Annotated in this window: 13 protein-coding genes and 1 riboswitch; of the genes, 7 read left to right on the top strand and 6 right to left on the bottom strand. The window is 69.7% G+C overall.

Translation table 11 applies throughout. The features are described from left to right. Positions 1-124: 124 nt before the first annotated feature. A complete protein-coding gene (locus ABTY98_RS07070; RefSeq protein ID WP_352219843.1) occupies positions 125-1,411 on the bottom strand; it encodes an extracellular solute-binding protein in 1,287 nt (428 codons plus the stop codon). 358 nt (positions 1,412-1,769) lie between these two features. Between ABTY98_RS07070 and ABTY98_RS07065 the strand changes: the two genes are divergently transcribed. The 6 genes from ABTY98_RS07065 to ABTY98_RS07040 all read left to right on the top strand — a co-directional run bounded on the left by ABTY98_RS07065 (position 1,770) and on the right by ABTY98_RS07040 (position 8,837). Continuing rightward, positions 1,770-2,534, top strand: a complete 765-nt coding sequence (locus tag ABTY98_RS07065) for a GntR family transcriptional regulator (protein ID WP_352219842.1) — start codon at positions 1,770-1,772, stop codon at positions 2,532-2,534. Positions 2,535-2,657: 123 nt separating this feature from the next. Next, positions 2,658-2,927 (top strand): DUF3311 domain-containing protein, encoded by a 270-nt coding sequence (locus ABTY98_RS07060; protein ID WP_352219841.1) that lies wholly within the window; start codon positions 2,658-2,660, stop codon positions 2,925-2,927. Beyond that, positions 2,924-4,552, top strand: a complete 1,629-nt coding sequence (gene mctP, locus ABTY98_RS07055) for a monocarboxylate uptake permease MctP (RefSeq protein ID WP_352219840.1) — start codon at positions 2,924-2,926, stop codon at positions 4,550-4,552. Before ABTY98_RS07060 ends, mctP begins: the two co-directional genes overlap by 4 nt. Before the next feature lie 94 nt (positions 4,553-4,646). Then, the gene (locus tag ABTY98_RS07050; protein WP_352219839.1) at positions 4,647-5,201 is read left to right on the top strand and encodes a GNAT family N-acetyltransferase; all 555 of its coding nucleotides are present in this window, start codon (positions 4,647-4,649) and stop codon (positions 5,199-5,201) included. A 4-nt stretch (positions 5,202-5,205) separates the two neighbouring features. After that, a riboswitch (cobalamin riboswitch) is annotated at positions 5,206-5,330 on the top strand. A 124-nt stretch (positions 5,331-5,454) separates the two neighbouring features. Continuing rightward, positions 5,455-7,809, top strand: coding sequence for a ribonucleoside-diphosphate reductase subunit alpha (locus ABTY98_RS07045; protein WP_352219838.1), 2,355 nt, complete (start codon positions 5,455-5,457; stop codon positions 7,807-7,809). Next, positions 7,809-8,837 carry a ribonucleotide-diphosphate reductase subunit beta gene (locus ABTY98_RS07040; protein ID WP_352219837.1) on the top strand — a complete coding sequence of 343 codons (1,029 nt, stop codon included), beginning with the start codon at positions 7,809-7,811 and terminating at the stop codon, positions 8,835-8,837. Before ABTY98_RS07045 ends, ABTY98_RS07040 begins: the two co-directional genes overlap by 1 nt. Here ABTY98_RS07040 and ABTY98_RS07035 read toward each other — a convergent pair. Continuing rightward, positions 8,750-8,992 (bottom strand): hypothetical protein, encoded by a 243-nt coding sequence (locus ABTY98_RS07035; RefSeq protein ID WP_352219836.1) that lies wholly within the window; start codon positions 8,990-8,992, stop codon positions 8,750-8,752. The genes ABTY98_RS07040 and ABTY98_RS07035 overlap by 88 nt on opposite strands. 93 nt (positions 8,993-9,085) lie before the next feature. On the opposite strand from ABTY98_RS07035, the gene ABTY98_RS07030 reads away from it, so the two are divergent. Further along, positions 9,086-10,051 carry a helix-turn-helix domain-containing protein gene (locus ABTY98_RS07030; RefSeq protein ID WP_352219835.1) on the top strand — a complete coding sequence of 322 codons (966 nt, stop codon included), beginning with the start codon at positions 9,086-9,088 and terminating at the stop codon, positions 10,049-10,051. 127 nt (positions 10,052-10,178) lie between these two features. Here ABTY98_RS07030 and def read toward each other — a convergent pair whose 3' ends face one another. From def to ABTY98_RS07010, 4 genes are all read right to left on the bottom strand, one after another. After that, positions 10,179-10,829: a peptide deformylase gene (gene def, locus ABTY98_RS07025; RefSeq protein WP_352219834.1), complete on the bottom strand. Its 651-nt coding sequence runs from the start codon at positions 10,827-10,829 to the stop codon at positions 10,179-10,181. Positions 10,830-10,955: 126 nt separating this feature from the next. Next, positions 10,956-11,936 (bottom strand): hypothetical protein, encoded by a 981-nt coding sequence (locus tag ABTY98_RS07020; RefSeq protein ID WP_352219833.1) that lies wholly within the window; start codon positions 11,934-11,936, stop codon positions 10,956-10,958. 111 nt (positions 11,937-12,047) lie between these two features. After that, the gene (locus tag ABTY98_RS07015) at positions 12,048-13,292 is read right to left on the bottom strand and encodes an HD-GYP domain-containing protein (protein ID WP_352219832.1); all 1,245 of its coding nucleotides are present in this window, start codon (positions 13,290-13,292) and stop codon (positions 12,048-12,050) included. A gap of 68 nt (positions 13,293-13,360) precedes the next feature. Continuing rightward, positions 13,361-14,680 carry an HD-GYP domain-containing protein gene (locus ABTY98_RS07010; protein WP_352219831.1) on the bottom strand — a complete coding sequence of 440 codons (1,320 nt, stop codon included), beginning with the start codon at positions 14,678-14,680 and terminating at the stop codon, positions 13,361-13,363. Between the last annotated feature and the right edge of the window lie 56 nt (positions 14,681-14,736).

Below are 14,736 nucleotides of genomic sequence, written 5' to 3'. Positions count from 1 at the left end.
ACTACCGCCGCATGTGCGCGACCAGCCACAACGCACCGGCACCAACCCACCAACCGTCGCGGCACTTTCCGACTTCAAGCACCGGCCGGACCCGCCCCCGTGGGCCAGGCCCGGCCGCAGGCCACTACGCCTTGTTGATGACCTTGTCGATCGCCGCGTCCGCGGCCTTCGCCGCCGCCTCGACCGTCTGCCTGCCCGTGCCGATGTTCTGCAGCATGGTCTGCAGGACCTGCGCCTTCTCGACCTGGCCCCAGCCCGGCGCCATCGGGACGAACCAGTTGGACTCGGCCGCGGTGGCCGGAACCGCCGTCGCCGGGTCGTTCTTCAGCGTCGCGAGGTCGGTCTTGTTGTTGGGCAGGTTGCCCTTGGCCATCAGGCCCTTCTGGCCGGAGGGACCGGTGAACGCGTTGATCCACTCGGCGGCGACGCCCTGGGCCTTGGACTTCACCGGGATGGCGAGGTCCGAGCCGCCCAGGAAGACCGGCATGTTCTTGCCGGACGGACCGGGCATCACGAAGTTGACGAGGTTGTTCTTGAGCTTGCCGCCCGTCTTGTCGTTCTTCGGGTCGGCCGCGGTCGCGCCCTCCCAGGCGGCACCGAAGATCATGGCGGACTTGCCCTGGCCGTAGACGATGTACCGGTCGGACTCGTCCTTGGTCTTGTCACCGTGCATGTACTTGTCGATGACGTTCTTGAACTCGGTGAGGCCCTTGATGGACTCGGGCGAGGAGAGGTTGCCCTTCCACTGGCCGCCGGACTCCGCGGCGATGGAGCCGCCGGCGTCGTAGACGAAGGACATGGCGGCGTACCAGTCGCGGGTGGGCTGGTACCAGGCGCTGAACTTGTCACCTTCCTTCTTCTGGATCTTGTCCAGGTCGGCGGTCAGCTCGGTGTAGGTCTTCGGCGTGGTCTTGATGCCGGCCGAGGCGGCGATGTCCTTGCGCCAGTTGGCCACGCGGCCACCGGCGTAGTACGGCACGCCGTAGGTCTTGCCGTCGTAGGTCACCGAGGCCTTGAGGCCGTCGAGCCACTGGTCGGAATTGGTGAACTGGGAGGTCTCGACGGGGGCGAAGGCGCCCTTGACCATGTAGCCGAGCATCTCGGTGTTGCCCATCTCGACCACGTCGGGGGCCTTGTCCGTGGCGAGGACGGCGTCCAGCTTGGTGTTCTTGTCCGGCCAGCCGTAGTACTCGTGCTTGATCTTGATGCCGGGGTGCTTCTTCTGCACGGCCGCGTCGGCGGCCTTCACCAGGTCGGGCCAGTTGTTCTGCGCGTCCACGGTGAGCCAGACGGTCAGCTCCTTGGCGTCCGCCCCCTGCGCCTTGTTGTCGTCCTTGTTGTCACTGCCACACGCCGCGATGGAGACGACCATGCCCGCGATACCAATCGCGGCTATCAGCTTGCGCTTCACGCCACCCTCCTCAGGGATGCCACAAACCCCCCTGCCTCCCCGCGCGAGCGTTGGGCCGGGACCTGGACCAATGGTGTAGACCAGTGCGGGAAGCCTGGCCCAGACCAGCAGGCCTGTCAAGGGGGGCCGAATGGGCTCCGACCAGCCGTTATGCGACCTATATATGCAGGAACCTTTAAGTAAGAAGCCCTCGAAAATCCGAGGCGCGGACGAGACAATTCCGGTAGACCACTCCAGTGGTGGACTAGACCAAAAGGGCCCGCGGCGGTATACAGAGGGGATCACGCAGCGTGCAGGGGAACTCCCGGTACGCTGCCGTGCCACGAGGTGGCCGGATCAGGAGCCGGGAAGGCGGAGCATGAGCACCGACGTCAGCAGTGCGGAGAACGAGAGCGGGACAGCCGTCCGTACCGCGCGTGTGCCCAAGTACTACCGCCTGAAGAAACATCTCCTCGAAATGACGGAGACACAGACGCCCGGCACCCCGGTCCCGCCCGAGCGCACGCTGGCCGCCGAGTTCGACACCTCCCGCACCACCGTCCGCCAGGCCCTCCAGGAGCTGGTCGTCGAGGGCCGGCTCGAACGCATCCAGGGCAAGGGCACCTTCGTCGCCAAGCCGAAGGTCTCCCAGGCGCTCCAGCTCACCTCGTACACCGAGGACATGCGCGCCCAGGGTCTGGAGCCGACCTCGCAGCTGCTGGACATCGGCTACATCACCGCCGACGACCGGCTCGCCGGCCTGCTCGACATAACGGCGGGTGGGCGCGTGCTGCGCATCGAGCGGCTGCGCATGGCCAACGGCGAGCCCATGGCCATAGAGACGACCCATCTGAGCGCCAAGCGCTTCCCCGCCCTGCGCCGCTCCCTGGTCAAGTACACCTCCCTCTACACCGCACTCGCCGAGGTGTACGACGTCCATCTCGCCGAGGCCGAGGAGACCATCGAGACCTCGCTGGCGACCCCGCGCGAGGCCGGCCTGCTCGGCACCGACGTGGGTCTGCCGATGCTGATGCTCTCCCGGCACTCCCTGGACCGCGAGGGCCAGCCGGTGGAATGGGTGCGCTCGGTGTACCGCGGCGACCGCTACAAGTTCGTGGCCCGCCTCAAGCGACCGCAGGACTGACGCGGACCGCCCTTCACAGAATCGACATACCGATAGACGGACGGCCACTTCCGCTCCGGTGACACCGTGACCTAGATTGCCTGCGCATTACACAGGCGCACGGTGAGGGGACGGAGCCGCGGTATGTCGGATGTACCTGAAGTGAGGCACCCGGTGGTGACACCTATACGCGTGATCATCACCGTCTGCCTCGTCGCGCCCTTCGTGGCGATGCTGTGGGTGGGCTCCTACGCCAAGACGGACCCGACGTTCATCGGGATCCCGTTCTTCTACTGGTACCAGATGCTGTGGGTGCTGATCTCCACCGCGCTCACGATGACCGCGTACCAGCTGTGGCAGCGGGAGCAGCGTGCCCGCAAGAGCGGGAACACGAGCGGGGGTGCGCAGAAGTGAAGGACGGTGTGAACGGCGTCGCGCTCGGCGTCTTCATCTTCTTCTTCCTGGCCGTCACGGTCATCGGCTTCCTGGCCGCGCGCTGGCGCAAGGCCGAGAACGAGCACTCCCTCGACGAATGGGGCCTGGGCGGCCGGTCGTTCGGCACCTGGGTCACCTGGTTCCTGCTCGGCGGCGACCTCTACACGGCGTACACCTTCGTCGCCGTACCGGCAGCGATCTACGCGGCGGGCGCGGCCGGCTTCTTCGCGGTGCCGTACACGATCCTCGTCTACCCGCTGATCTTCACGTTCCTGCCCCGCCTGTGGTCGGTCTCCCACAAGCACGGCTATGTGACGACCTCGGACTTCGTGCGCGGCCGCTTCGGCTCCAAGGGCCTCTCGCTCGCCGTCGCCCTGACCGGCATCCTGGCGACGATGCCCTACATCGCGCTCCAGCTCGTGGGCATCCAGGCCGTCCTCGACGTCATGGGCGTCGGCGGCAGCGACGGCACCAACTGGTTCGTGAAGGACCTCCCGCTGCTGATCGCCTTCGGCGTCCTGGCGGCGTACACCTACTCCTCCGGTCTGCGGGCGCCCGCGCTCATCGCGTTCGTGAAGGACGCGCTGATCTACATCGTCATCGCTGTTGCGATCATCTACATCCCGATCAAGCTGGGCGGCTTCGACGACATCTTCGCCAAGGCCGGCGACGCGTTCGCCCAGGTCAACCCGGCGACCGGCAAACCGCGCGGCGCGCTCGCCCCACCGGAGGCGGGCCAGTGGACCTACGCCACGCTGGCGTTGGGCTCCGCGCTCGCCCTGTTCATGTACCCGCACTCGATCACCGCGACGCTCTCCTCCAGGAGCCGTGAGGTGATCCGCCGCAACACCACGATCCTGCCGCTGTACTCCCTGATGTTGGGCCTGCTCGCCCTGCTGGGCTTCATGGCGATCGCGGCCGGCGTCAAGGTCACCAACGGCCAGCTGGCGATCCCCCAGTTGTTCGAGAACATGTTCCCGGACTGGTTCGCGGGCGTGGCCTTCGCGGCGATCGGCATCGGCGCCCTGGTCCCGGCGGCCATCATGTCCATCGCGGCCGCGAACCTCTTCACCCGCAACATCTACCGGGACTTCATCAAGCCGGACGCCACACCGAAGCAGGAGGCCCAGGTCTCCAAGCTCGTGTCCCTGCTGGTGAAGGTCGGCGCGCTGGTCTTCGTCCTCACCATGGACAAGACGGTCGCCATCAACTTCCAGCTGCTGGGCGGCATCTGGATCCTGCAGACCTTCCCGGCCCTGGTCGGCGGCCTGTTCACCCGCTGGTTCCACCGCTGGGCCCTGCTGGCGGGCTGGGCGGTCGGCATGGTCTACGGCACGGTCGCGGCGTACGGGGTGGCCTCGCCCACCCAGAAGCACTTCGGCGGCTCGGCCAAGGAGATCCCGGGCTTCGGCGAGATCGGCTACATCGGCCTGACGGCGTTCGTGATGAACGTGGTGGTGACGGTGGTCCTGACGTTCGCCCTGAAGGCGCTGAAGGCTCCGGAGGGCGTCGACGAGACAAAGGCACAGGACTACACGGCGGACGCCGGCGACCCGGGGGTGGAGGTCGAACTTCCTCCGGCTGTCGCAGAAGGCGCCCACTGAACAAACCAGGGGCGGCGACCAGCCACGCACAACCCACAGCGGGCCACCGAGAAATCCCACCCTCGGCGGCCCGCTGTCGTACACACTCACCCGCATGACGATCCTGATCCGGGAAGCGCACCCCACCGAATACGGCCCCCTCGGCGAGCTGACAGCCCAGGCCTACCTCCAGGACGGCCTCCTGGACTTCGGCGAGAGCGACTCGTATCTCACCGAACTCAAGGACGTCGCGAATCGGGCAGCCGCAGCCACCGTTCTCGTCGCCGTGAACGGCAACGCCCTCCTCGGCGGAGTCACGTTCGTCTCCGGCCCCGGCCCGATGGCCGACCTCGCCGCCCCCGGAGAGGCCGAGATCCGGATGCTCGCCGTCGACCGGGCCGCCCGCGGAAATGGCGCCGGCGAGGCACTCGTCCGCGCCTGTATCGACCGCGCGCAGGCCCTCGACGGCTGCGAGAAGGTCGTCCTGTCGACTCAGCGCACCATGAGATCCGCCCACCGCATCTACGAACGCCTCGGCTTCGTCCGCACACCCGAGCGGGACTGGAATCCCTTGCCGCAGCTGGACGACATCACTCTCCTCACCTATGAGTTGACGCTGCGGCACCGCCACGACACAACATGTGGGGGTGCCGCGACAGCGCGGCACTAGATGTATGCTCATGCTCGCTGTCGCCGCAGGGGAATCCGGTGCGAATCCGGAACTGTCCCGCAACGGTGTACTTGCGCACATCTGTGCACAAGCGTCAGTCCGAGGACCTGCCGACAGCACGCCCGGCCGTCCGGCCCGGGTGTTCTGACGTCCGGGCCTCGTGGAGTGGGCCGGGGACGCGGCACGCGTGTGTGCGCTCGTGGCTGCTCCCTGCCCTCCGCCAGGCCCCGTGCCGAGCGAGGGAGAGCCCCACGTGACCATCGCGCCAGCCGAACCGGCTTCAGCGACCATCTCTGTGGACGAGGACGGTCCCGGCACCGCGCTGCTGCGGACCCTGACCGGGCTGACCGCCGACCTCCCCGACGCCGACCCCGGCCGGGTCGCCGCCGCCGCGCTGCGGGGCCGGTCCGCGCGGGCCGACGAGTCGGAGTTGCGTGAGCTGGCCACCGAGGCGGCCGCCGGCCTCATCTCCGAGGACCCCGCCTACTCCCGGCTCGCCGCCCGGCTGCTGACGATCTCGATCCGCGGCGAGGCCGCCTCGCAGGGCGTGACGTCCTTCACCGAGTCCGTGGCCGTCGGTCACCGTGAGGGCCTCATCGCCGACCGCACCGCCGAGTTCGCGCGCCTGCACGCGGGCCGCCTGGACGCCCTGGTCGACCCGGACGCCGACGACCGCTTCGGCTACTTCGGGCTGCGCACGCTGCACAGCCGTTACCTGCTCCGGCACCCGATCACCCGCAAGGTCATCGAGACCCCCCAGCACTTCATGCTCCGCGTCGCCGCCGGCCTCGCCGAGGACGACACCCACAGGTCGGTCGACGAAGTCGCCGCGCTCTACGGGCTGATGAGCCGCCTCGACTACCTCCCGTCCTCCCCCACCCTCTTCAACTCCGGCACCCGGCACCCCCAGATGTCGTCCTGCTACCTCCTCGACTCCCCGAAGGACGAACTGGACTCCATCTACGACCGGTACCACCAGGTCGCCCGCCTCTCGAAGCACGCCGGCGGTATCGGCCTGTCGTACAGCCGGATCCGCTCGCGCGGTTCGCTGATCCGCGGTACCAACGGGCACTCCAACGGCATCGTGCCGTTCCTGAAGACCCTCGACGCCTCGGTGGCCGCGGTGAACCAGGGCGGCCGGCGCAAGGGCGCGGCCGCGGTCTACCTGGAGACCTGGCACTCCGACATCGAGGAGTTCCTGGAGCTGCGCGACAACACCGGTGAGGACGCCCGCCGCACCCACAACCTCAACCTCGCGCACTGGATCCCGGACGAGTTCATGCGCCGGGTGAACGCCGACGGGCAGTGGTCGCTCTTCTCCCCCGCCGACGTGCCCGAGCTGGTGGATCTGTGGGGTGACGAGTTCGACGCCGCGTACCGCGCGGCAGAGGAGAAGGGCCTCGCGCGCAAGACCATCCCGGCCCGTGACCTGTACGGCCGGATGATGCGCACCCTCGCGCAGACCGGCAACGGCTGGATGACCTTCAAGGACGCGGCCAACCGGACCGCGAACCAGACGGCCACCGCGGGCCATGTCGTCCACTCCTCCAACCTCTGCACGGAGATCCTGGAGGTCACGGACGACGGTGAGACGGCCGTCTGCAACCTGGGGTCCGTCAATCTCGGTGCGTTCGTCGACACATCGACAGGTGACCTCGACTGGGAGCGGCTGGACGACACCGTCCGCACCGCCGTCACCTTCCTCGACCGGGTCGTCGACATCAACTTCTACCCGACCGAGCAGGCGGGCCGGTCCAACGCCAAGTGGCGGCCGGTCGGCCTGGGCGCGATGGGCCTCCAGGACGTCTTCTTCAAGCTGCGGCTGCCCTTCGACTCCCCCGAGGCCAAGGCGCTCTCCACCCGGATCGCCGAGCGGATCATGCTCGCCGCGTACGAGGCCTCCGCCGGCCTCGCCGAGCGCGGCGGCCCGCTGCCGGCCTGGGAGAAGACCCGTACCGCGCAGGGTGTGCTGCACCCCGACCACTACGGCGTCGAGTTCACCTGGCCGGAGCGCTGGGCGGCGCTGCGCGCGCGGATCGCAAGGACCGGTCTGCGCAACAGCCTCCTGCTCGCCATCGCGCCGACGGCCACCATCGCCTCGATCGCCGGTGTGTACGAGTGCATCGAGCCGCAGGTCTCCAACCTCTTCAAGCGCGAGACACTGTCCGGTGAGTTCCTCCAGGTCAACTCCTACCTGGTCCAGGAGCTCAAGGACCTGGGCGTCTGGGACGCGCGCACCCGTGAGGCGCTGCGCGAGGCCAACGGCTCGGTGCAGGACTTCGCGTGGATCCCGGCGGACGTACGGGCGCTGTACCGCACGGCGTGGGAGATCCCGCAGCGCGGCCTGATCGACATGGCCGCCGCCCGCACCCCGTACCTGGACCAGGCCCAGTCCCTGAACCTGTTCCTGGAGACGCCGACCATCGGCAAGCTCTCCTCGATGTACGCGTACGCCTGGAAATCGGGCCTGAAGACGACGTACTACCTGCGCTCGCGCCCGGCGACCCGGATCGCCCGCGCCGCCCGGGCGACCGTCCCCGTACAGCAGACGACGGACGCCGTCGCCTGCTCCCTGGAAAACCCCGAGTCCTGCGAGGCCTGCCAGTAATGACCACCCAGAACAAGGCTGTCACATCGAAAAACCTGCTCGACCCGGGCTTCGAGCTGACTCTGCGTCCCATGCGCTACCCGGACTTCTACGAGCGCTACCGGGACGCCATCAAGAACACCTGGACCGTCGAGGAGGTCGACCTCCACTCGGACGTCGCGGACCTCGCCAAGCTCAGCCCCTCCGAGCAGCACCTGATCGGCCGGCTCGTCGCCTTCTTCGCGACCGGCGACTCGATCGTGGCGAACAACCTGGTGCTGACGCTGTACAAGCACATCAACTCCCCCGAGGCGCGGCTCTACTTGAGCCGCCAGCTCTTCGAGGAGGCCGTGCACGTCCAGTTCTATCTGACGCTCCTTGACACCTACCTCCCCGACCCGGAGGACCGGACGGCCGCGTTCGCCGCCGTCGAGAACATCCCCTCCATCCGCGAGAAGGCGGAGTTCTGCTTCAGGTGGATGGACTCGGTGGAGAACCTGGACCGGCTGGAGACCAAGGCCGACCGGCGCCGCTTCCTGCTCAACCTGATCTGCTTCGCCGCGTGCATCGAGGGCCTGTTCTTCTACGGCGCGTTCGCGTACGTCTACTGGTTCCGCAGCCGGGGTCTGCTGCACGGTCTCGCCACGGGCACCAACTGGGTGTTCCGCGACGAGACGATGCACATGAGCTTCGCGTTCGACGTGGTCGACACGGTCCGCAAGGAGGAGCCGGAGCTCTTCGACGACGAGCTTCAGCAGCAGGTCACCGACATGCTGCGGGAGGCCGTCGAGGCGGAGCTGCAGTTCGCCCGTGACCTGTGCGGTGACGGCCTGCCCGGCATGAACACCGAGTCGATGCGCCAGTACCTGGAGTGCGTCGCCGACCAGCGGCTCGGCCGCCTCGGCTTCGCTCCGGTGTACGGCTCGGAGAACCCGTTCTCCTTCATGGAGCTGCAGGGCGTTCAGGAGCTGACGAACTTCTTCGAGCGGCGCCCGTCCGCGTACCAGGTCGCGGTGGAGGGCACCGTCGACCTGGACGAAGACTTCTGAGCCTGCTGCTCCCCGCGGGCCTCATGGGCCTCCCTGATCTGCCGGTCGATGCGCCTGTCGCGCAGGATGCCGAGCACGGACGGGAGGGCCATGAGGACCAGGATTCCGAGGACCAGGACCATTCCGACGAGACCTTCGATCTGGTTTCCGTTCATGGACACCACTGTCGCGCCGGATACTCCTTACCGTGAGTGGCAGCACTGCCATGCAGCCTCGAATTACTGCCAGCGGCGAGGCACACTGGCAGCATGCTGAAGAACGTGGCCACGGTGCTGCTGGACGGTGTGCACCCCTTCGAGCTCGGGGTGGTCTGCGAGGTCTTCGGCCTCGACCGCTCCGAGGAGGGGCTGCCGGTGTACGACTTCGCGGTCGTCTCGGCGGAGGGGCCGGCGCTCGGCACCCATGTGCCGGGCCTCACCGTCTCCACGCCGTACGGTCTGGACCGGCTGGAGGAGGCCGATCTGATCGCGGTGCCGGCCTCCGACGCCAATGTCGACCGGGAGTACCCGCCCGAGCTGCTCGACGCGCTGCGCCGGGCGGTGGACCGGGGTGCCCGGGTGCTCAGCATCTGCTCCGGCGTCTTCGTGGTGGGCGCGGCCGGGCTGCTGGACGGGCGCCGGTGCGCCGTGCACTGGCGGCACGCCCAGCTGCTGGCCCGCCGCTTCCCGCGCACCCGGGTCGAGCCGGACGTGCTGTACGTCGACGAGGACCCGGTGATCACCTCGGCGGGCACCGCGGCCGGCATCGACGCCTGTCTGCACATCGTCCGCAAGGAACAGGGCCCCGAGGTCGCCAAGAAGATCGCCCGGCGGATGGTGGTACCCCCGCACCGGGACGGCGGCCAGGCCCAGTACATCGAGCGCCCCCTGCCGGAAGGCCCCTGCGACACGGTCGGCGAGGTGCTGGCCTGGATGGCGGAGCATCTCGACGAGGAGGTCACCGTCGAGCAGCTGGCCGCCCGCGCCCTGATGGCCCCGCGCACCTTCGCCCGCCGCTTCCAGCAGGAGACCGGCACCACGCCGTACCGCTGGATCCTGCGGCAACGGGTGCTGCTGGCCCAGGAGTTGCTGGAGGGAACGGACGAGACGATGGACGCCATCGCGGGCCGCACCGGCTTCGGTACGGCGGCCGCGCTGCGGCACCAGTTCGTGAAGGAGCTGGGCACCACACCGAACGCCTACCGGCGCGCCTTCCGGGGACCGGAGGCCGCCTGAACGCCTACCGGCGCGCGTTCCGGAGCGAACCGACCGATCTGGGAACGGACTTGCTCCATTCACTACCCCACATGACGAACGCCTGGCCGGACGATCCCGACCAGGCGCCACAACAGCCTTCTCCGCCTCAGTCGTTGGCGACCACGGGGTAGCGGGGCTCGTTCTCCGCCATCTGCCGCAGGGCGTCCTTGCGCTCACGCTTGGAGAGCCGGTCGATGTACAGGTAGCCGTACAGATGATCGGTCTCGTGCTGCAAGCACCGAGCGAAGTAGCCGGTGCCGCGCACCTTGATCGGGTTGCCCTTCTCGTCCTGCCCGGTGACCTCGGCGTAGTCGGGCCGGGCGAGCGGGGCGTAGGCGGTGGGCACCGACAGGCACCCCTCGTTGCTGTCGTCCAACCGCCGCTTGTCCGCCGGGAGGTCGACCAGCTTCGGGTTGCACACCACGCCCACGTGCCGGGCGCCCTCGTCGTCCTGGCAGTCGTAGACGAACACCTTCTGATCGACACCGATCTGGTTGGCGGCGAGGCCGACGCCCTCGGCGGTCCGCTGGCTGGCGAACATGTCGGCGACCAGCTGCGCCAGCTCGTCCCCGAACTCGGTGACGTCCTTGCACTCCTTGTGCAGCACCGGGTTCCCGACGACGGTGATGGGCCGCGAGGTCCCCCGCGCACGCCAGGCGTTCTCGCGCTCCTCGGTCCCCTCGGTGTCGATGACGAACCCCTCGTCATCCACGGGGAGCACGCCCGCGTGCTGCTGATCGGTGTCCTGCTGCGCCATGACCGACGTAAGCCTTCCTAGGTAAAGCGGGGAGAGATGTTGCAGGTACAGGGTACGTGGATGCTTTTAGGGGCGCGGGGCTGTGACATATGCGACTCCGCCGCGCGGGCAGCCGAAGCACAAAGCTCAGCAAACCTCTTCCAGATCCCGCCAGTCCCGGGAGTCAGGGCTGTCGGCAACCCACCCGTCCAGCAACCCCCTCACCAGCGAAGCCGGCGCAGCCACCCCGCACTCCCGCTCCGGCACCCACAGCTGCCCGTCCGTCCGGTGCCCCAGCGGCCCCGGATGCCCCGGCTCACTGTGGTCGTGCGGATCGAGATGCACCCCGTCGCCCTCGTCGGACGGCATCCGCGACTCGGAGCACATGCGGCACAGCAACCGCACCGACGACGACCAGTCCTCCGCCGCGAACCCGGCGTCCCCGGCCAGCTGTTCCAGCGCGTCCCGGTCGGTCTCCGTCGCCGCCTCCAGCAGCACCACCCAGGTCGGCACCGGCGACGGCGCCCACAGCTCGATCTCGTCGAAGACGGGGTACGCGTGCCCGGTCACCGTGGTCCGCTCGCCGTGCGGCACGCCGTCGTGCAGCACGACCTCGCCCCAGCGCCGCCCGGACGACGGCAGCGGAATGGACTGCACCTCGATGCGGGCGGGGTCCAGCCGCCGCCCCCACACCACCTCGGCCTCCCCCTCCGGGGACAGCCGTACGGCGGCGCTGCCCAGGTCCATGCCGGTCGGCTCACCGGAGGCGGTGGCGCCGCCGGGCACCCGCAGCCCGTACGCCTGCCAGGCCCGCCGGGCCAGCGGCCAGTCCTGCAGGGCGGTCGCCGCGATACCGACGTTCCACCAGTCGGGCGCCCCGGTCTCCCGGTCAAGGAGGGCCACCGCGCGCAGCCCGGCCGCCCGCGCCTGCTCCCAGTCGTGCCGGAACTTGTGCAGCAGGGCGAGGTTGAACCAGGACTCGGACAGCCAGGGTTCCAGGTCGGCGGCACGTGTCAGCAGTTCGCCCGCGTCCTCGTACCGGCCGTCGCCGATCAGCGTGAACGCGCGATCGGTGGCCTGCCGCCAGGAGGCGGAGGGCCGGTGCCGTCCCTTGCCGAAGATCCTCACGATTCCCGCCTGCCAGTTCCATTTCCGCACAGTGGGCTGGCTTGTGCCCCCGGACACCCTCTCCCTCGCATCCAACCACGTACGACGGGAGGGCCGCTCATTACCCATGGGTTACCCAGCCGTGCGCAAGGTCAGACAGTCCCTGGAGAGTACGCGTGCCAGGGACTCCACGACCTCGGGAGCGTAGTCCCCCGCAGTGGCCAGGCGTAACTCCTCCAGCGCGGTCAACGGCCCACCGGGCCCGGAATCCCGGGCCTTCTCCTCGTACGCGTTGACGACCCGCACGATCCGCGCGGCGAGCGGCTGCTCCCGGTAGGGATCGGCCTGCCGCTCCACGACCACGGCGACCGCCGCGTCCACCCCGGTCTGCCGTACGACGGCCCCGCCGAGCAGGGCTATGCGGCGCTGTTCCACCGGCGGCAGCGCGGCCGTGGCCCCGGCCGGTACCGGGTCGACCAGGCTCAGCTGGCCGATGTCGTGCATGAGCGCCGCGTACTCCAGCACGGTGAGCTCCGCTCCGGACAGCCCCAGGTCACGCCCGACGGCCTGGCTGAGTGTGGCGACCCGGCGGGCGTGCCCGGCCGGGGTGTACCCCGCTATCTCGGTGGCGCGGGCGAGGGAGGCGATGGTCTGCCGGTAGGTGGCCCGCACGGCCGCGTACCGGCGCAGGGACAGCTGGGTGAGGAGGAGGGGCAGACAGAAGACGGGCAGCGCCCAGAGGCCGACGACGGCGACGGCCAGTGCCATCACCGCCCCGGTGGCACAGACTGCGGACCCGATGCCGAGCAGTCCGCGCAGCTCGTCCCGGAGCAGCGGCCCGAACGGCCATCCGGTGCGGGAGTGCGCCTGCGCGGCGGCGAGTACGGCGTCGCACAGCGCGGTGAGCACCAGCAGCGCGACCAGCAGCAGCGCGTACGCCGGTCCGCCCCACTGCTCCAACACGCCCCTGCTGTAGAGGGGTTGGAAGCAGACGGCGGCGAAGCCGACGGTGAGCACCCGGCGGGCGAGATGGTCGAGGGTGGGCCGGCGGCCGCCGGCTATGTGGGGCACGCTGCCGAGCAGCGAGGCCGCGCAGACGACGGTGACGACCTGAAAGGCCCCGTCGTGCGTGGCGACCCCGCCCTCGGCACCGAGCAGGGCGTAGGCGAGCCCTCCGGCGGCCCCGAGCGGAGCGGCCTCCCGCGCCTCGGCACCGGTCCGGCGGTTCAGCTCCCCGACGGCTACGAGGCCCCCGAAGGCGAGCGCGATCCCCCGGCCGTCGAGCCCTTCCCAGAGGGTGCCGGCGAGACAGCCGAGAGCGAGGAGAAGGGCGGCGAGCCGGATGCACCAGAGGGCCCGGGGGAAGTGGAAACGCATTCCGACAGGTGGACCGGCGGGGCCACGATCAGCTCTCGGCCTGGTGCCGAACGCCTGGTTGCCCGGTGTCATGGGGTGCCCCGCACGACGTTCTGCGCCTCACTTCTCGGCCGACCGGAAACGGTGGGGTCGGGTGGGAGGACGTCGGCGGTCACCGCGGGGTGCCAGCCCTCCTTGGCCAGGGCTCGCACCAGGGCGTCGACAGCCCGCGCGTCGAATTGCCGGCCGGCGCAGCGTCGTAACTCCTCCACCGCCGCCCCTACCGGCCGGGCCCGGCTGTAGGAGCGCGTCGAGGTCATCGCGTCGAACGCGTCGGCGACGGCCACCACGCGGGCGGGCTCGGGGATCTGACTGCCGACCAGACCGTAGGGGTAGCCGCTGCCGTCGATGCGCTCATGGTGGTGCAGGATCGCGGCGCGGGCCTCGCCGAGGAAGGAGATCCCGCGCACCATCTCGTGGCCGTACTCGGGGTGGAGCTCGATGATCCGGCGTTCCTCCGGGGTGAGCGGGCCGTCCTTGCGCAGCAGCCGGGTCGGGACGCCCAGTTTCCCCACGTCGTGCAGGATGCCGGCGAAGCGGAGCACCTCCACCCGTTCGTCGTCCATGCCCAGTTCGCGGGCGATCATCACGGAGGCCTGTCCGACCCGCTCACTGTGCCCGCGGGTGTAGCCGTCCTTGATGTCGACGGCCTGGACGAGCGCGCGGATGGTGGCCTGGTGGGCGGCCCGTTCCCGGTGGTACTGGGCGAACACCCACCAGGACACGCACATCGGCAGCAGGACGAGCAGCGCGGCCACGGGACCGAAGGGGCTGCGCCACAGGACGGCCATCATCAGCCCGGCGAGCCCGTGCACCCCGATCGGCGCGAGGGACCGGGAGAGCAGACCGCGCCAGGCCCGCCGTGCCGGGACGCGCTCGGCCAGGGCGAGGATCCCGCCGTCCAGCAGTGCGAGCACCCCGCAGAACGCCAGGACCGCCGCCGCGCAGGGCAGCAGCGCGTACGGGAAGTCGCAGCCCACGACGGAGTCCCGGCCGCCCAGCGCCCAGTGGACCCGCCCCGCGCTCCAGACGGCGAGCGCCAGTTCGGCGGCCCGCCAGATCCGCCGCAGCGCCTGCGGCCGCTGCTCGACGTGCGAGAGCAGCGCACCCGGCAGCGGTACGAGCGCGGCGGCCGGCGGTGGTAGCAGGAACGCACCGGCGAGCAGCACCGGGTAGAAGGTGCCGCCGAGCCGACGTCGTACGACGTGTTCGCAGCCCGCGTACAGCGCGGCCAGCAGGGCCACCGCCCACCAGGGCGTGCGCAGCGACGGCAGTGGCAGCAGACAGCACAGGGCGCCGAGGGCGGCACAGGTCACGTACGCGCGCACCCGCGCCGGAACCGCCTCCATCTCACCCTCCCCCGACCATGCCTGTCCAGGCTCAGGAGCCTAGGCGGGAGCCGGAG

Source organism: Streptomyces sp. NPDC096040 (genome assembly GCF_040303265.1).
Classification (GTDB): domain Bacteria; phylum Actinomycetota; class Actinomycetes; order Streptomycetales; family Streptomycetaceae; genus Streptomyces.
The sequence above is the reverse complement of the archived record's forward strand: the minus strand, read 5'-3'. Positions and strand labels throughout refer to the sequence as shown.

Coding starts and splice junctions, on each gene's coding strand:
- ABTY98_RS07065 (WP_352219842.1), top strand. CDS start 1,770: ATGAGCACCGACGTCAGCAGTGCGGAGAACGAGAGCGGGACAGCCGTC.
- ABTY98_RS07060 (WP_352219841.1), top strand. CDS start 2,658: ATGTCGGATGTACCTGAAGTGAGGCACCCGGTGGTGACACCTATACGC.
- ABTY98_RS07050 (WP_352219839.1), top strand. CDS start 4,647: ATGACGATCCTGATCCGGGAAGCGCACCCCACCGAATACGGCCCCCTC.
- ABTY98_RS07040 (WP_352219837.1), top strand. CDS start 7,809: ATGACCACCCAGAACAAGGCTGTCACATCGAAAAACCTGCTCGACCCG.
- ABTY98_RS07035 (WP_352219836.1), bottom strand. CDS start 8,992: ATGAACGGAAACCAGATCGAAGGTCTCGTCGGAATGGTCCTGGTCCTC.
- ABTY98_RS07030 (WP_352219835.1), top strand. CDS start 9,086: ATGCTGAAGAACGTGGCCACGGTGCTGCTGGACGGTGTGCACCCCTTC.
- def (WP_352219834.1), bottom strand. CDS start 10,829: ATGGCGCAGCAGGACACCGATCAGCAGCACGCGGGCGTGCTCCCCGTG.
- ABTY98_RS07015 (WP_352219832.1), bottom strand. CDS start 13,292: ATGCGTTTCCACTTCCCCCGGGCCCTCTGGTGCATCCGGCTCGCCGCC.
- ABTY98_RS07010 (WP_352219831.1), bottom strand. CDS start 14,680: ATGGAGGCGGTTCCGGCGCGGGTGCGCGCGTACGTGACCTGTGCCGCC.